Source organism: Oceanobacillus locisalsi (genome assembly GCF_042675985.1).
GTDB classification, from domain to species: Bacteria; Bacillota; Bacilli; order Bacillales; family Amphibacillaceae; genus Oceanobacillus; species Oceanobacillus locisalsi.
The window spans coordinates 101,176-118,060 of record NZ_JBHTKK010000008.1; the positions used below are offsets into that span (position 1 = coordinate 101,176).

The 16,885-nt window shown below is 38.6% G+C and carries 14 protein-coding genes; 8 read left to right on the forward strand and 6 right to left on the reverse strand.

Annotated elements, in window-relative coordinates:
• Positions 1-87 precede the first annotated feature (87 nt).
• Together ACFQ19_RS08650 and ACFQ19_RS08655 are read left to right on the forward strand one after the other, a co-directional pair.
• Complete coding sequence (locus ACFQ19_RS08650; RefSeq protein ID WP_379591712.1) at positions 88-1,818, forward strand: ABC transporter ATP-binding protein; 1,731 nt, start codon at positions 88-90, stop codon at positions 1,816-1,818.
• 114 nt (positions 1,819-1,932) lie between these two features.
• The gene (locus ACFQ19_RS08655; protein WP_379591674.1) at positions 1,933-2,595 is read left to right on the forward strand and encodes a potassium channel family protein; all 663 of its coding nucleotides are present in this window, start codon (positions 1,933-1,935) and stop codon (positions 2,593-2,595) included.
• A 192-nt stretch (positions 2,596-2,787) separates the two neighbouring features.
• On the opposite strand, the gene ACFQ19_RS08660 is transcribed toward ACFQ19_RS08655, so the two are convergent.
• The 4 genes from ACFQ19_RS08660 to def form a co-directional block, all read right to left on the reverse strand.
• Entirely contained in the window at positions 2,788-3,411 is a 624-nt protein-coding gene (locus ACFQ19_RS08660) for a methyltransferase (protein WP_379591675.1), read from the reverse strand.
• An 89-nt stretch (positions 3,412-3,500) separates the two neighbouring features.
• Positions 3,501-5,168, reverse strand: coding sequence for a ribonuclease J1 (rnjA, locus tag ACFQ19_RS08665; RefSeq protein WP_379591676.1), 1,668 nt, complete (start codon positions 5,166-5,168; stop codon positions 3,501-3,503).
• Positions 5,169-5,170: 2 nt separating this feature from the next.
• Positions 5,171-5,380, reverse strand: coding sequence for a DNA-dependent RNA polymerase subunit epsilon (locus ACFQ19_RS08670; protein WP_379591677.1), 210 nt, complete (start codon positions 5,378-5,380; stop codon positions 5,171-5,173).
• 455 nt (positions 5,381-5,835) lie between these two features.
• Positions 5,836-6,387, reverse strand: a complete 552-nt coding sequence (def, locus tag ACFQ19_RS08675) for a peptide deformylase (RefSeq protein WP_379591678.1) — start codon at positions 6,385-6,387, stop codon at positions 5,836-5,838.
• A 491-nt stretch (positions 6,388-6,878) separates the two neighbouring features.
• Between def and ACFQ19_RS08680 the strand changes: the two genes are divergently transcribed.
• From ACFQ19_RS08680 to lpdA, 5 genes are all read left to right on the forward strand, one after another.
• Positions 6,879-7,562 carry a YkyA family protein gene (locus tag ACFQ19_RS08680; RefSeq protein WP_379591679.1) on the forward strand — a complete coding sequence of 228 codons (684 nt, stop codon included), beginning with the start codon at positions 6,879-6,881 and terminating at the stop codon, positions 7,560-7,562.
• 1,118 nt (positions 7,563-8,680) lie between these two features.
• Positions 8,681-9,763, forward strand: a complete 1,083-nt coding sequence (pdhA, locus tag ACFQ19_RS08685) for a pyruvate dehydrogenase (acetyl-transferring) E1 component subunit alpha (protein ID WP_379591680.1) — start codon at positions 8,681-8,683, stop codon at positions 9,761-9,763.
• 3 nt (positions 9,764-9,766) lie between these two features.
• Positions 9,767-10,744, forward strand: coding sequence for an alpha-ketoacid dehydrogenase subunit beta (locus tag ACFQ19_RS08690; protein WP_379591681.1), 978 nt, complete (start codon positions 9,767-9,769; stop codon positions 10,742-10,744).
• A gap of 20 nt (positions 10,745-10,764) precedes the next feature.
• Complete coding sequence (locus tag ACFQ19_RS08695; protein ID WP_379591682.1) at positions 10,765-12,042, forward strand: dihydrolipoamide acetyltransferase family protein; 1,278 nt, start codon at positions 10,765-10,767, stop codon at positions 12,040-12,042.
• A 4-nt stretch (positions 12,043-12,046) separates the two neighbouring features.
• The gene (lpdA, locus tag ACFQ19_RS08700) at positions 12,047-13,453 is read left to right on the forward strand and encodes a dihydrolipoyl dehydrogenase (protein WP_379591683.1); all 1,407 of its coding nucleotides are present in this window, start codon (positions 12,047-12,049) and stop codon (positions 13,451-13,453) included.
• Positions 13,454-13,510: 57 nt separating this feature from the next.
• Here lpdA and ACFQ19_RS08705 read toward each other — a convergent pair whose 3' ends face one another.
• Positions 13,511-13,891: a hypothetical protein gene (locus ACFQ19_RS08705; protein ID WP_379591684.1), complete on the reverse strand. Its 381-nt coding sequence runs from the start codon at positions 13,889-13,891 to the stop codon at positions 13,511-13,513.
• A 374-nt stretch (positions 13,892-14,265) separates the two neighbouring features.
• The gene (locus ACFQ19_RS08710) at positions 14,266-15,816 is read right to left on the reverse strand and encodes a glycine betaine uptake BCCT transporter (protein ID WP_379591685.1); all 1,551 of its coding nucleotides are present in this window, start codon (positions 15,814-15,816) and stop codon (positions 14,266-14,268) included.
• A gap of 160 nt (positions 15,817-15,976) precedes the next feature.
• Between ACFQ19_RS08710 and ACFQ19_RS08715 the strand changes: the two genes are divergently transcribed.
• Entirely contained in the window at positions 15,977-16,867 is an 891-nt protein-coding gene (locus ACFQ19_RS08715; RefSeq protein WP_379591686.1) for a polysaccharide deacetylase family protein, read from the forward strand.
• The last annotated feature ends 18 nt before the right edge of the window (positions 16,868-16,885 follow it).

A 16,885-nucleotide genomic window follows, 5' to 3' on the forward strand; every position in this document is an offset into this window, starting at 1 on the left:
ACAGAATCTGAAAAACAGAACAACTATCTGGAACGGTTTCACTATTCAACCGATCAGACCATTGAAAAGCCTTTTAACTGGAAACAGATGTGGCGGTTACTTCAATTTTTAAAACCATACTCCAAAACGTATTTACCCGGAGCGATTATAGCGATGGCGATTGCAACAGCTGTGCGGCTGGCTATTCCAATTCTGATTGGTAAGGTAGCCGTGGATATTGCGATTGCACAGAACAATGGAAATCTTCTTGTTTATCTTGTTATAGGGATTGCGATACTTTATATCATCAGCTTTATTTCCAACCGCTTTCGGATTAAATGGGTGAATATTTTGGGGCAGAATGTTATTTATGATTTACGACAAAAGTTGTTTTCTCATGTACAGAGGCTGTCCCACCGGTTTTTCGATAATCGTTCAGCAGGCTCCATTCTTGTCCGGATTTTAAATGACATTAATTCCCTGCAAGAATTGTTTACCAATGGAATTATAAATTTGTTAATGGATATTTTAATGTTAACCGGCATTATTATTATTCTGTTCGTAATGAGTCCGCCTCTTGCAATTGCAGTCGTTATCGTCATCCCGTTAATGTTTATCATATCCACAGCTTTGAGAAGAAAAATCAGGCGTTCCTGGCAATTGGTCCGTTTGCAGCAATCCAGAATGAATTCACATTTGAATGAAGGTCTTCAAGGGATACGTATTACGCAATCCTTCTCCCAGGAAAAAGAAAATGCAGCTTTTTTTGATGGGGTAAACAAAGGTTTCTTTAACAGGTCGCGTGATGCAGCAAAGAAAAGTGCCTTTTTCAGACCGCTGGTAGATATTTGCGATGCTGCAGGAACGATTATATTAATTGCATTTGGTTCGTACTTGATTTTGAATGGAACCATTGCATTGGGAACGTTTATTTCTTTTGCTTTCTTCTTAGGTATGTTCTGGGAGCCGATTTCCAGACTGGGGCAAATGTACAATCAGCTGCTGATGGCAATGGCTTCATCTGAACGCATTTTTGAATTTCTGGATGAACAGCCTAATGTGACGGAAAAAGAAGATGCTTATGCATTTGAAAAGATGGACGGTGAGATTACATTTGATGAAGTAGAATTTGCTTATAATGCAGAGCGCATGGCTTTAAAGAAAATTTCTTTGCAAATGGAGGCAGGGAAGACGATTGCGCTAGTCGGCCATACCGGGAGCGGAAAATCTACCATTGCCAACTTAATCAGCCGCTTTTACGATCCTACATCCGGAGTTGTCCGGGTGGATGGGCACGACCTTCGAGATGTCACATTAGACAGCTTAAGGCAGCGAATCAGCGTCGTCCTACAAGATACATTTATCTTTTCAGGAACCATTATGGAAAATATTCGTTTCGGCAGGCCTGATGCTAGTGATGAAGAAGTGAAAGAAGCAGCAACAGTCGTCGGAGCGGATAGTTTTATCGGCAGGCTGGCGGATGGTTATGAGACAGAAGTAGAAGAACGAGGAAATATACTTTCTGCCGGAGAAAGACAGTTACTTTCTTTTGCCAGGGCTCTTCTGGCTAATCCGAGCATTATTATCCTGGATGAAGCAACAGCAAGTATTGATACAGAATCGGAGGTAAAGATTCAAAAAGCACTAAAACGTTTATTAAAAGGAAGAACTTCGATTATTATTGCGCACCGGCTGTCAACAATTCGAGAAGCAGATTGTATCTATGTTCTGGAGCAGGGAGAGGTTTTAGAATATGGCAATCATCCGGAATTAATGCAGCAGCGTGGAAAGTATTACGAGCTTGTGAAATCACAATTTACTATGCTGGATGCGATGTAGTGATTAGAAAGAAGGGGGCAGATTGTCCTCTTCTTTCTTTTCTCCCACTGAATGAAGTTTCGTTTTATGTTAATATGTAGAAATATAGAAGTGAAAGAATGGAGGTCTTTTCTGATGAAAAAAGATTTTGCAGTCATTGGCCTTGGCAGATTTGGCGGCAGTATTTGTAAGGAACTGAGTGAAAAGGGAATGCATGTACTGGCAATTGACTCTGACGCGGCGAAAGTGAATGAATATAAAAATATTGCTTATCATTCGGTTGTATTGGATGCAACCGATGAGGATGCCCTGAAAGAAATTGGCATTACCAATTTCGATCATGTCATTGTTGCTATCGGGGAAAATATTCAGGCAAGCATTCTCGCTGCAGTTATATTAACGGATTTAGAAATAAGACGAATTACGGTAAAAGCACAGAATGATTATCATGATAAAATATTGAACCGAATCGGTGTCCATCATGTTGTTCATCCAGAACGGGATATGGGGAAACGGTTGGCACATAATTTTATATCCAATAATATCTTAGAATATCTGGAGCTTTCAAATGAGTATAGCATTGTGGAAGTGATTGCCGGTAAAAAAATGATTGGAAAAAGTTTGATTGCACTGGATATTCGTGCGAGGTTTGGATGTAACATTGTGGGGATAAAAAGAGGCACAGAAATTGATGTTTCTCCAGATGCAGACGAACCTTTGTATGAAGGAGATGTGCTTGTCGTCATCGGCGCGGACCATGATATTAACCGGTTTGAAAAAGCTTTGATATTTGATTAAAGAGGATATTCAAAAAGTCCAATAAAAATGACACGGCGAATTTCTGCGTTGACGAGATTTTTTCGATAAGGCCCCAGGATGTCGCGAACTTAGCCGACTTGGTGCTATTTATCGGACTTTTTGAACACGTACTTAAATAAAAAGACCTTTCCACGACTGTTTAAGAAATGGAAAGGTTTTTGTGATTTGCATTTAGTATCCTGCGTTATCCAAACGATAAATAACCATCCGTTCATCTGGATTCAGCCAATATGCTTTTAATTTAATTTCATTGAGTAACGCAAAAGGACTGCTGTTTTCAAGAAAATGAATATATGTTTGATCAGGATAATACAAAATAATATCGACTTCTCTCGGATACTCCTCAACAGATGCTAAGATATTCGAGATAATACGCTTGAAAATATTTACCGAAAAGGGGTTGAAAAAGTAAAACCGGTTATCTGCCGCGCTGATTTTATATTCTTCTGCTAAGCTGCAAATAAATTGAATAGCAGCTTGGTTATTTTCGGAGTGGATTAATTGCTGATAAGATTGTAAATTTTGCTGTGTCTGATTGAAAAATTGTGTATTCATTTCAATGCCGGTTACAGATACTTGCTGAAAATAATGCAGGTAGAATGGCAAACGTCCTTTTCCGCATCCAAAATCAATCACGCTGTCCTGTTTATCAAACAGATAATGTTGCGTTAATTTTTCCAGCGCATTATACGGAGTAGGTTCATATGGATTATACTGCTGGTATTCTGGATAAATGGTTTTCTTATCCTCCATGGTATGTATATGCAGCAGCTTATCATAATATTTATCCTTCATCGTTGTACCTCTTTCTGTACTGACAGCAATTTTAGATTGATGGAAGAAGAGCTCCATTCTCCACAAGACAGGAGAATGGAGCTCTTTGCTTATATTTCCATAATTATCGGTAATACCATTGGACGGCGTTTCGTCTTCTCATACAAGAATGGAGCAATCGTATCGGTAATTTCATTTTTAATTTCTGACCATTGTGTTGTGCGGCGCGCCATCACTTTTTCTAAATGATTCGCCACCAGTTTTTGCGCATCTTTGATAAGGTCTTCAGATTCACGCATATACACAAAACCGCGGGAAATAATATCTGGACCTGATTCAATTTTAAATTCTTTCATATTGATGCTTACGACAACAATCACTAAGCCTTCTTCAGAAAGAATTCTGCGGTCTCTGAGAACAATATTTCCAATGTCGCCAATGCCGCTTCCATCTACATAGATAGAACCGGATGGGATTTTACCTGCGATTGCAGCCTGGTCTTTTCCTAAAGCCAGCACATCCCCGTTATCCATCACATAAGAGTAATCTTCTTGTACACCGCATGATTCCGCTAACTTCACATGTTCTTTCAACATACGATATTCACCATGAATCGGCATAAAGAATTTTGGCTGGATTAAACGCAGCATAAGTTTCTGTTCTTCTTGACTGCCGTGACCAGAAGTATGAATGTTGCTCAGTTTACCATGAATAACATCTGCTCCTGCACGGTAAAGTTTGTTAATGGTTTTACTTACACTGACTGCATTTCCAGGAATCGGTGATGATGAAAATACAACCGTATCTCCAGGAATCAGTTGAATTTGACGGTGTGTTCCGTTAGCAATTCGAGAAAGTGCGGCCATTGATTCACCTTGTGAACCAGTGCAGAGGATCGTCACTTCATTTGCCGGAAGACGATTAATTTGGTTGGCGTCTACAAACGTATCTTTAGGAGCTTGTATATAGCCTAACTCCAGCCCGATGTTTATAGCAGATTCCATACTTCTTCCAAATATAGCAACTTTACGATTATGCTTTACGGCTGCTTCAACAACTTGCTGCAGACGATATATATTAGACGCGAATGTAGCAAATATCAGTCTGCCGTCAACACGGCTGAATATATCTTGGATACTTTCGCCAACGACGCTTTCTGACATGGTAAACCCGGGAACTTCACTATTCGTACTATCGGATAGGAGACATAATACTCCTTCTTCGCCAATTTGAGCCATTTTTGCAAGGTTTGCAGGTTCGCCAACCGGGGTGAAATCAAATTTGAAGTCACCGGTATGGACAATATTACCAGGAGGTGTTTTTACGACAACACCAAAAGAATCTGGAATACTGTGTGTGGTACGGAAAAAGCTTACGGAAGTTTTACGGAATTTAATAACATCTTCTTCTTGAATGGAAATTAGCTTGGTACTGCGTAATAAGCCGTGTTCTTCCAGTTTATTACGGATTAAACCGATTGCTAGTTTTCCAGCATAAATTGGCACATTAATTTGTTTTAATAAAAATGGGATTCCACCGATGTGGTCTTCGTGACCATGTGTAACAAAAAGACCTTTGATTTTATCTTGGTTTTGGACAAGATAGGTGTAATCCGGTATGACATAATCAATACCAAGAAGGTCATCCTCCGGGAATTTAATTCCCGCATCAATAAGGATAATTTCGTCCTGGAATTGAACTGCATACGTATTTTTGCCGATTTCCCCAAGTCCGCCAAGGGCAAATACAGCAGTTTGATCATTTTTAACAAACTTCATCGTTATATGTTCTCCACTTCGAAGTTACCGGTACTTTTTTCGTATTCGAGATGTGCCTCATCTAATACTTGAATGTACTCAATGTTAATGTTGCGGTCACTTATTTTTGATCTTGCTTCTCTAATGGACGAAGCTTCTACATAGAGGCTTTCTGTCCGTTCTCTTACAGGCACTTCTTCACTTGATGCCTGATATAATACTTTAAAAATCATTTCATCTCTCCTTTAAAATTGAAAACTATATCTTTATAGTCAGGGTTATTTATAGATATCATTTATTCCGTTATAAATGAAAAGGTAAGTTTCCGTCGGCTCACCTGAAAAATGGCTTTTCTTTTTGAAAAATAGTATTTGGCGGTTAATTTTTATTAGTAGTTGGTACGCGCCCCTCTTTGCCTAGTAAATCCTTTAAACGTTTTTTGAGTTTCTCTTTAAGACGTTTCAGCATAAGGACTCACTTCTCCTTCCGATAATATAGAAAAGCAAATTTAACCCTCTACCGTCCAATCCTCTTATCTATAGTATAGTACGAAATGGAAAAGAATTAAATAAAAAACGATAAATAATAAAAAAATATTCTTTTTCCCGCTTCAGGTAAACTATTTCTATCATCGTCCAAATAAGCAAATTTATACAGTATTAAAAAGAAATTTCCGGAAGTTGTAACGTTAACTGATTTCGATGGAATTATCCGGAATAGCAAATGGATTGTCCCGGTTAATCCGATCAAAAAACATAATACCATGTAAATGATCAATTTCATGCTGGAATACCACAGCAGGATAATTTTTTAAACGGAGTTTTACAGGATTATCATTGATATCTGTAGCAGTAATTGTCACGCGGGCATGTCTTGGGACGTAACCTTCGACAGCACGGTCAACGGATAAACAGCCTTCTCCGCTTTGCAAGTATGCCTGCTCTACAGAATGACTGATAATTTTAGGATTCGCTAACCCCATGCTATATTGTCTTCCTCTGCTGTCTTCAAAGTGCAAAGCAATCAGTTGTTTTTCAATACCAAGCTGAGGTGCAGCCAAACCTACACCAGCTCTTAAATCATATTTTTCGGCTATTTCCTCATCTTGACTGTTTTTTAAAAACTGAAGCATATCCTCTAATAATTGTTTATCATCAGCAGACAATGGAACTTCTACTTCAGATGCTTTTTTTGTTAAAGAGGGGTAGCCTTCTCTGACAATGTCTTTCATTGTTATCATATTTTTGACTCCTTTGTAATAATTATATCAAATATATAACTTGAAATTAATATTTTACCTTCTGGTGCTCGCTACGGAAAACACTGCGCTTTCCCATAGGGGTCTCCGTGTTTTTCCTTCGCTGGATGCAGTGCTTAAACCTAAAGTAAATACCTTCATTTTTAGCGCAAAAGACAGATGTATTAATTCAATTTTATATAGCAAATTTTCTCGGGGATTCCTGTGTAATCATTCCTTTTGAATACCATGTCCCTTTGTGTTAAATAAGTCTGTTGCTTATCATAACACATAATGTAAAGCGTGATATGCTATTTACATAATATAGAATCAAAAAAGGAATTGTAAAAGTTTTTGTTTGCCTCGGAGAAAAAAGGGAAACGAGATACAGGCAAATAGTTATAATTTTCTTTTCCGGTATATATATAGTGTGTTACAATTTAGAGCGTATATAATTTAAAAAAAGAAATGCATCATATATTGGAGGTTATTTTGTGTTAAAAAAGGGTTACTTAGCAGCAATCATTATTTTTTCTTTATTTATAATTGCCGCGTGCAGCAGCAAATCTTCTGAAGAACAAATACATGATCATTTGGAAGAAGCGATTGAGTTAGAAGAAGATTATGAAACACATCAACAGGAAATCCAAGAACTGGAACAGCAAGAACAGGACATTTATTCTCAAATTGTCGAATTGGATATGGAACAATTTGAGGAAATTCAACAATTATCCGATGAAGCTATCTCAGTCGTTGAACAAAAACAGGAAAAATTAGTTGAAGAAAGAGAGAGCATCGAGTCCTCGCAAGAAGAATTCGGTGAAATAGAGTCCATTATTTCCGATTTGGAAGATGACAATGTACAGCAGGAAGCTGAAAACATGTATGATATCATGGGAGAACGGTACACAACATATTTTGATTTAAATGATACTTATCAAGCTTCTGTGGACCAGGAAAAAGAACTATATGAAATGCTGCAATTGGAAGAGATTGAACAAGATGAAGTAACAAATCATTTAGAAGCATTAAATGAAAATTACGAAAGTATTATTGCCCTGAATGAATCCTTTAACCAATTGACAGCAGACTATAATGAAGCAAAACGTACCTTCTATGAAGACTCTGATTTAAATGTAAGTTATAATGATGAATCAGACTCAGAAGCTGCTGAATAATTCCGGGAAAAGTTCCGTAACACCAATCCAATAGGTGTAACGGAACTTTTTTTATTCTAAAGGCCTCAACTTTCGCACCTAGGAATAAGCATATAACTCTTGCTGTACCAGGATGAACATGATTTCTATTATCATGCTTGCTTTTCGTTCAATCATCTTTTTATTTTTGAACGGGATAGGGTGTATAGCTCCCGCTCCGGCCAAGCCCTCCGCTTTCCGATGTACAACGGTTTTGATGGGGCGTGTAAGCGCAGCAACGGTTTTAATAGACCGAGTAAACGCAGGTCTCAATGTTGTCAGGTTAATATGACCGCTCCGGAAAAACACTACACTTTCCGGGGCTTGTCCTCAGCCTCCTCGATAAAGAAGACTTAGCGATTGGCAAGCCAATAGGCGCAGACAGAGCTAAAGTCGCACTTTCATCGACTAAGAACGGTCACGTCCTGTGACCAACGTCGATATTAGGACGTCGTGTCCGTCGTGCCCCGCGGGTGAAAGTCATCATCCGTTCGTAAACTCACGGTGATTCCTTTATCTCATAAGTGATGGAAGTTCGACCAAGGTCGAACCACCCCCAAAGATCGGGGGCGCAGTTGTTACGTTTTTAAACGACGCTTTCCGCTTTCCTTTCAGGAGTCAAAACGGTCCGCCGCAGCGGTAGCCTTACACCTTACCTTCTATTCTTGTCAAGGGAGTTAACAAAGGAACGATCAACTCCTGTTTTTCTAGAAATGAAACTACTTTTTAAGGTGCGAAAGTTGAGTAAAGGCTAAAATAACAACTATATTTAAAACTGTATCACATACAAAAATGATACAGTTTTTAAATATAGTAATACAGTTTTTGTAACAGCGAACAAAAGGGAAGAAGCCGGCGGAGTGTATAGTAGGCTTTAGAAACAAACTGATTGACCATACTGATAAAATGAGCTAATATGATAGAAGATAAAATTGTATTACTTTCTATTGGATGTCCTTTTAGAACAGTAACAATAAAATAATACAGATTAGAAAATACTGCTTTAGGGTAAAGGTTTTCATATGTAATTTTTATTGTTTAAGGGTAGAATAGTTAAAGAATACTTAATTTTGATATATGAAAGGAAGAGGTGAATCATTTTGAAACAGGTACTTGAAAATGTTGAAAACCAATTCGAAATGTTCCAGGTTTTAGATGAAAGCGGAAAAGTAGTAAATAAAGATGATCTCCCGGATTTGTCGGATGATGAATTAAAAGAATTAATGCGTCGTATGGTGTATACACGTATACTTGACCAGCGTTCTATTGCACTTAACCGTCAAGGGCGTCTAGGTTTTTACGCACCGACTGCAGGTCAGGAAGCTTCTCAATTAGGAAGTCAGTTTGCGCTGGAAAAGGAAGATTATATTTTACCGGGATACCGTGATGTTCCGCAATTGATCTGGCAAGGGCTTCCGTTATATCAAGCCTTCTTGTTCTCTAAAGGTCATTTTCATGGAAACCAGTATCCGGATGAATTAAGAGCAACAAGCCCGCAGATTATTATTGGGGCACAGTATGTTCAAACAGCCGGAGTAGCGCTAGGTTTGAAAAAACGCGATAAGAAAAACGTAGCAATTACTTATACTGGGGACGGCGGTACTTCGCAAGGCGATTTCTATGAAGGAATAAATAATGCTGGTGCGTTTAAAGCTCCTGCTATTTTTGTTGTGCAGAATAACCAATTTGCAATCTCTGTCCCGGTAGAAAAACAAACAAACGCTAAAACATTAGCACAAAAAGCAATTGCTGCTGGAATTGAAGGAATTCAAGTAGACGGGATGGACGTTTTAGCAGTATATGCTGCTACAAAAATGGCCCGTGAACACGCAGTAGACGGAAATGGTCCTACATTAATAGAAACCTTAACATATCGTTTTGGGCCACATACTATGTCAGGCGATGATCCAACGCGTTACCGTACAGATGAAATGGATCAGGAGTGGGAGAAAAAAGACCCGCTTGTTCGTTTCCGTAAATACCTTGAAAGCAAAAATATCTGGACGGAAGAAGAAGAGAATCAAGTAATTGAAGATGCGAAAGAAGATATTAAAAAAGCAATTAAACAAGCGGAACAACAACCTAAACAAAAAGTTACCGATTTAATTGATAATATGTATGAAGAGCTTCCAGCTAATTTACAGGAGCAAAAAGAAATTTACCAAGCAAAGGAGTCGAAATAGATCATGGCACAAATGACAATGATTCAAGCAATCACTGATGCGATGCGCGTTGAGTTGAAAAATGATGAAAACGTGCTTGTATTTGGTGAAGATGTTGGACAAAATGGCGGAGTTTTCCGTGCTACGGAAGGTCTTCAAGATGAATTCGGTGAAGATCGTGTATTTGATACGCCGCTTGCTGAATCAGGAATCGGCGGTTTATCCATTGGTTTAGCGCTGGAAGGATTTCGTCCGGTACCGGAAATCCAGTTTTTCGGCTTTGTTTATGAAGCGATGGATTCTATTAACGGTCAAATGGCTCGTTTGCGTTACCGTTCCGGCGGTCACTATCATGCACCAATCACGATTCGCGCTCCGTTCGGCGGTGGCGTTCATACACCGGAATTACACGCGGATTCGTTAGAAGGTCTTATTGCACAGCAGCCAGGTATGAAAGTGATTATTCCTTCTACACCATATGAAGCAAAAGGGCTTCTTATTTCTGCTATTCGTGATAATGACCCGGTATTATTCTTAGAGCATATGAAATTATACCGCTCTTTCCGCGGGGAAGTTCCTGAAGAAGATTACACTGTTGATATCGGAAAAGCAGATGTAAAACAGGAAGGCTCTGATGTGACATTGGTTGCTTATGGTGCAATGGTGCATTCTTCCTTAAAAGCAGCTGAAGAGTTAGAAAAAGACGGTATTTCAGCGGAGGTTATTGACTTGCGTACGATTGCTCCGGTTGATTATGAAACCATTATCGAATCGGTGAAGAAAACTAACCGCGTTGTATTTGTTCAGGAAGCTCAGCGTCAAGCAGGAGTTGCCGGACAAGTTATTTCTGAAATTCAAGAAAGAGCAATACTGCATTTAGAAGCTCCTATTCTTCGTGTTACTGCACCGGATACAATCTATGCATTCTCTGATGCAGAAGAAGTCTGGTTGCCGGATCATAAAGACGTTATTGAGAAAGTGAACGAAGTAATTAACTTTTAATTTTTTAGGAGGTCAAACTCATGGCATTTAATTTTAAATTACCAGATATTGGTGAGGGAATTCACGAGGGCGAGCTTGTTAAATGGTTCGTTAAAGAAGGTGACGAAGTAAAAGAAGATGACGTACTTTGTGAAATTCAAAACGATAAATCCGTCGTGGAAATTCCATCCCAGGTAGATGGAACAGTAACGAAAATTCATGTAGCTGAAGGCGAAGTTGCTGTTGTAGGTGATACATTAATTTCATTTGACGCTGAAGGATACGACGATGATGAAGAAGAGGAAGATACAACTTCTGAGGATACTTCTTTTGACGCAGGAGAAGAAAAAGCAGAGGAAAGCAGTGACCAAACATCTGAGCAAGCATCTGAATCAGACGATGATACCCGTGTGATTGCAATGCCTTCTGTTCGTAAATTTGCACGTGAAAATGATGTAAATATTAAAGATGTACAAGGCACTGGGAAAAACGGCCGTATCACCAAAGAAGATGTGGAAAGTTTCTTAAGCGGAGATCAAACAGAAGCTGCTTCTGAGGCTGCAGAAGAAACAACAACTTCTGAAGATACACAAGCAGCAGCTGCTCCACAAGGTGAGTATCCGGAAACACGCGAGAAAATGACAGCTATGCGTAAAGCCATTGCAAATTCCATGGTTAAATCTAAATCAAATGCACCGCATGTCACCTTGTTGGATGAAGTGGATGTAACGGACTTAGTAGCGCATCGTAAGAAATTCAAAGCAGTAGCAGCCGAGCAGGATATTAAATTGACTTATCTGCCGTATGTTGTGAAAGCATTAATTTCTGCATCGAAGAAATATCCGATTCTTAACTCTTACATTGATGATGCAACCGATGAAATTGTGGAAAAACACTATTATAATATCGGAATTGCTGCAGATACCGATCGCGGGCTTCTTGTTCCGAATGTCAAAAATGCAGATAAAAAATCCATCTTTGAAATTTCTAGTGAAATCAATGAATTGGCAGTAAAAGCGAGAGATGGTAAACTAAAACCAGACGAAATGAAAGGGGCTTCCAATACGATTACTAATATTGGTTCTGCTGGCGGTCAATGGTTTACTCCTGTATTAAACTATCCGGAAGCAGCTATTCTTGGAATCGGCCGTATTGCTGAAAAACCTGTCGTTCGTGATGGTGAGATTGTTGTAGCACCGGTTCTTGCATTATCCTTAAGCTTTGATCATCGTATCGTTGATGGGGCGACTGCACAAAATGCATTGAACCAAATCAAACGTTTATTGAATGACCCACAATTAATTATGATGGAGGCGTAAATTCATGGTAGTAGGAGATTTTCCGGTAGAAGTAGATACACTTGTCGTAGGTGCTGGACCAGGAGGCTATGTTGCAGCAATTCGTGCAGCACAGCTGGGGCAGAAGGTTACAATCGTTGACAAAGCTGAATTGGGAGGCGTTTGTTTAAACGTTGGTTGTATTCCTTCTAAAGCACTTATTGAAGCAGGACATAAATATCAAAATGCCAAAGGTTCTGACGAACTGGGGATTACAACAGAAAATGTAAGTGTTGATTTCTCTAAAGTACAGGAATGGAAAGGTTCTGTTGTAAATAAACTTACTTCCGGTGTACAAGGACTGTTAAAAGGGAATAAAGTTGATATTGTTAAAGGGGAAGTATACTTTGTTGATGAGCATACTGTAAAAGTAGCTGGTGAAAAGGATTCTCAAACTTACAAGTTTAACAACTGTATTCTTGGTACGGGTTCTTCACCAATTGAAATTCCTTCTTTCAAATTCTCTGAAAGAGTATTGGATTCTACAGGTGCACTGAACCTGTCTGAAGTTCCGGAAAAATTAGTTGTTATTGGTTCTGGTTATGTCGGTACAGAACTAGGTACAGCTTATGCAAACTTTGGCACAGATGTCACTTTCTTGGAAGGCGCAAAAGACATTCTTGGCGGTTTTGAAAAGCAATTGACACAAGTTGTCAAAAAAGAGCTTGATAAAAAAGGCGCTACAGTTGTTACAGAAGCAATGGCCAAAGGCGCAGAAGAAACAGAAAACGGCGTGAAAGTAACTTACGAAGCAAATGGTGAAGAAGAAGTCATTGAAGCAGACTACGTACTGGTTACGGTAGGCCGCCGTCCAAACACAGAAGAACTCGGCTTAGAACAAATCGGCGTTGAAATGGATGACAAAGGTTTGGTCAAAGTAGATAATCAAGGAAGAACTTCTGTAGACAGTATTTTTGCCATTGGTGATATTGTTCCTGGTCCGGCGCTTGCACATAAAGCATCTTATGAAGCGAAAATTGCTGCGGAAGCAATCAGCGGTGAAAAAGCTGCAATTGATTATAATGCCATTCCAGCAGTTGCATTTACAGAGCCTGAATTGGCAACTGTAGGTTTATCCGAACAAGCAGCTAAAGACGCTGGATATGATGTGAAAGCGTCTAAATTCCCGTTCGGTGCAAATGGACGTGCATTATCCTTGAATAAGTCAGAAGGATTTCTGAAATTAATCACTCGTAAAGAAGATGGTCTGATCATCGGCGGACAAATTGCTGGTCCAAATGCAAGTGATATGGTGGCTGAAATTGGTTTAGCTATTGAATCCGGCATGACTGCAGAAGATATTGCATTAACAATCCATGCTCACCCTACACTGGGCGAGATTACCATGGAAGCTGCAGAAGTTGCTTTAGGACGACCAGTTCACACAATGTAATTTCATAAAAAACATGCTCCGGTATTTCCGGAGCATGTTTTTTTATATTCTCATAAATTAGTAAACCAATTGACTGTCCGTTGTAACAATCGATTCTAATGTGTGCATAATGTCTCCGTGAGTATTGACATTTTCACTGGAATAAACAATATCTTCGTCTTTTAATAAGTACATACTGTTATCATTTATTGTATAATCTGACGGTAAGTCTCGATTGTCTATAGTACGCTTTTCTGGGCTGGTAATTTCTTCTGGATATTTCGCTTTCAAATCAATAAATGTATTCATATAGCTATCGTTATCTTCCGTTGGGGGAACATAAATCACTTGATAGTCCGTAAATTGAAATTCGATAACTTGTATATCTTCTTCTCCCTGACAACTATTCAATATGGGCATAAAGATAGATAATAGTAGAATGATACCAGTTTTTTTCATTCTATGTCACCTCTTCTCGAAAATAAAAACAGGTTCTTTTATTTTCGTTCGCTGTATTAAGCTTAACAAATAATTTTGCAAAATTTGTAGATGTTATAGAATGGTAAAGAAAATGATAACAGAGTAACATTCATTTGTAGTAAAGTGTAATACTTTTACAAAAGCAACTGTTATTCATTGTTACCGCTGTATATCAAGCTGTCATTTTTCCATTTGTTTAACGGATATGCAGGCTGGTTATAAAGAATGTTCTTCTGCCAGATCATACAGCAAAACGTTATATTATTAATATAATTGTACATAAAAAAAGCTCCCTTTAAGCATGGTATTCGTATTATTACGATGCTTAAAAGGAGCTTTTTTAGCTCACCGTACTATTTTTTAATTTGATTTTGTAATTGTCTCCGTCTTCTTTTTTCTATATCAGCAGCATCTGCTTTCAATGTTTTCATCAAGGCGAGAACGATTAAAATCATGATAATCGAGAATGGCAAGGCCGCAATAATAGATGCAGTTTGCAATGCCCCTAGTCCTCCTTGCCACAACAGTACTGCTGCTGTAGCTGACTGAATAATTCCCCATACTAATTTAATTTGATAAGGGGGATATAAGCTTCCGCCAGATGTCTGCATACCAAGAACAAAGGTTGCTGAGTCAGCTGAGGTAATAAAGAACGTAGCAATCAATAATATTGAAATTACAGAAAGAACTGTTCCAAATGGAAAGTTTTCAAGTAAGGAGAACAGTGCTACTTCTTCCCCGAATTGCGAAATTTGACCGGCGAGATCCGTTGTTCCTTGTAGATCAAAGTTCATGGCAGTACCACCAAATACAGCGAACCATAATGCGCCGAAAATGGTAGGAACGAGCAGTACACTAATTGTGAACTCTCGAATTGTACGACCGCGGGAAACACGAGCTATAAATGTTCCTACAAACGGAGCCCATGCTAACCACCAAGCCCAGTAGAAAATTGTCCAATTGTTAATCCATTCCATATTGCCTGTATCAAATGCATCTAACCGTAAACTCATACTTGGGAAGTTTTGAATGTAATTCCCTGCTGTATTTGTAAATAAACGTAAAATATAATCAGTAGGCCCTACAAATAGTAAAAAGAGCATTAATGCAATAGCAAGTATAATATTTGCATTACTGAGGATTTTGAGCCCTTTATTTACTCCGGTTAGAGTGGAAACGATAAATAATACAGTTACCACAACTATAACAATCAGCTGCAGCATTATTCCGGAATCAAGGTCGAAAACGTAGGATAAACCGCCGCTGATTTGAATTGCTCCGAAACCTAAAGATGTTGCTACACCAAAAACAGTAGCAAAAACGACTAATGTATCAATAGCTGTTCCCCAAACACCTTTTACTTTATCTCCAAAGAGGGGAACTAAGATGGAACTTACTAAACCTGACGAATTATGACGAAATTTAAAGTAAGCTAATGCAAGACCAACAATAGCGTAAATTCCCCATGGGTGAAATCCCCAGTGGAAGAAGCTGTATTGCATAGCTACGGCCGCTGTTTCCGTTGTCCCTAAATCTCCATAAGGAGCACTGTCAAATAAGTGTAAAACAGGCTCTGCGGTACCCCAGAAAACAAGACCGATTCCCATTCCAGCACTGAATAGCATAGCGAACCAGCTAATATAACTAAACTCAGGTTTATCATCAGCCTTCCCTAATTTAATCGTGCCGTATTTCGAAAATATTAAGAAAAAAGCAACCCCAATAAATATTGTTGTTACAATTAAGTAATACCAACTAAAATGAGTAACGATAAAGGCTTGTATAGCACCTGTTACGTTATCTAAATTAGCATTAGGCAAAACGCTCGAAGGGATAACACCCCACACTATAAAAATAAGTACGATTAATGCCGATATCCAGAAAACATTTGTTAGTTTCTTCACTAAAAACTCCTCCTAACTGCTATTTAGTAAAATACCCTTATTGTTCAGAAATAAACACGGTATTGTATGTTTTCTATGTGAGCCATACGATTGCTCATTGTAACACATTATTCTATAATAAAACCAGTATATTATCATGAAATATGGAGGTTTTTGAAGAATGTTGAAGAAATACGGTTTGATGGTGATGATATTTTTTATAATCGGTATTCTCGTTGCTTGTAATTCAGGCGATACAAATGAAAATGCTGATGGTCAAACGGAAGAACAGACAGATGACACGGAAAATGCAGAAGGTAATGAAGATAATGATGAACCAGAACAGACGGAAGAATCTGACGCAGAAGGAACAAATGATGAAGAAGTAAATGAAACAGAAGAAGAGCAGGAACCGATTTATTATATCGACGAAGAAACAGCTTCTATTCATCCTATTGATGATGCAGATGAAGATGTTGTTCTGCTTACCATCGATGATGCACCGGATGAATATGCGATGGAAATGGCAGAAACATTGCAGGAAAAGGATGCAAAAGCCATATTCTTTATAAATGGTCATTTTATTGAGGATGAGGAAGGACAAGAACAATTGAAAGCTATCCATGATATGGGATTCCCAATTGGTAATCATACATATTCTCACCCTGTTATACCAGATATTCCTGAAGATGAACAGACAGAGGAAATTGTCAGTCTAAATGATAAAATTGAAGATATTATTGGGGAACGCCCGGAATTTTTCCGTGCTCCGCATGGCGCAAACTCCGATCATTCACGTGAAGTTGTTGAAGATGAGGGAATGGTGTTAATGAATTGGACATACGGTTTCGATTATTTTGAGCCTTATCAAGATGCGGACAAATTAACAGAAGCATTGATTTCAGGAGAAGCACCGGAAATAGGCGAGGATCAATCATTGTTACGTGCAGGAGCAAACTTACTTATGCACGACCGTGAATGGACTAATGAAGCTTTAGGAGATGTTATTGACGGTCTCCGGGAGGAAGGTTATGAGATAGCCGATCCAAATTTAATTGAAACGATGGAATAAAATAGGATGGAGGAGGAA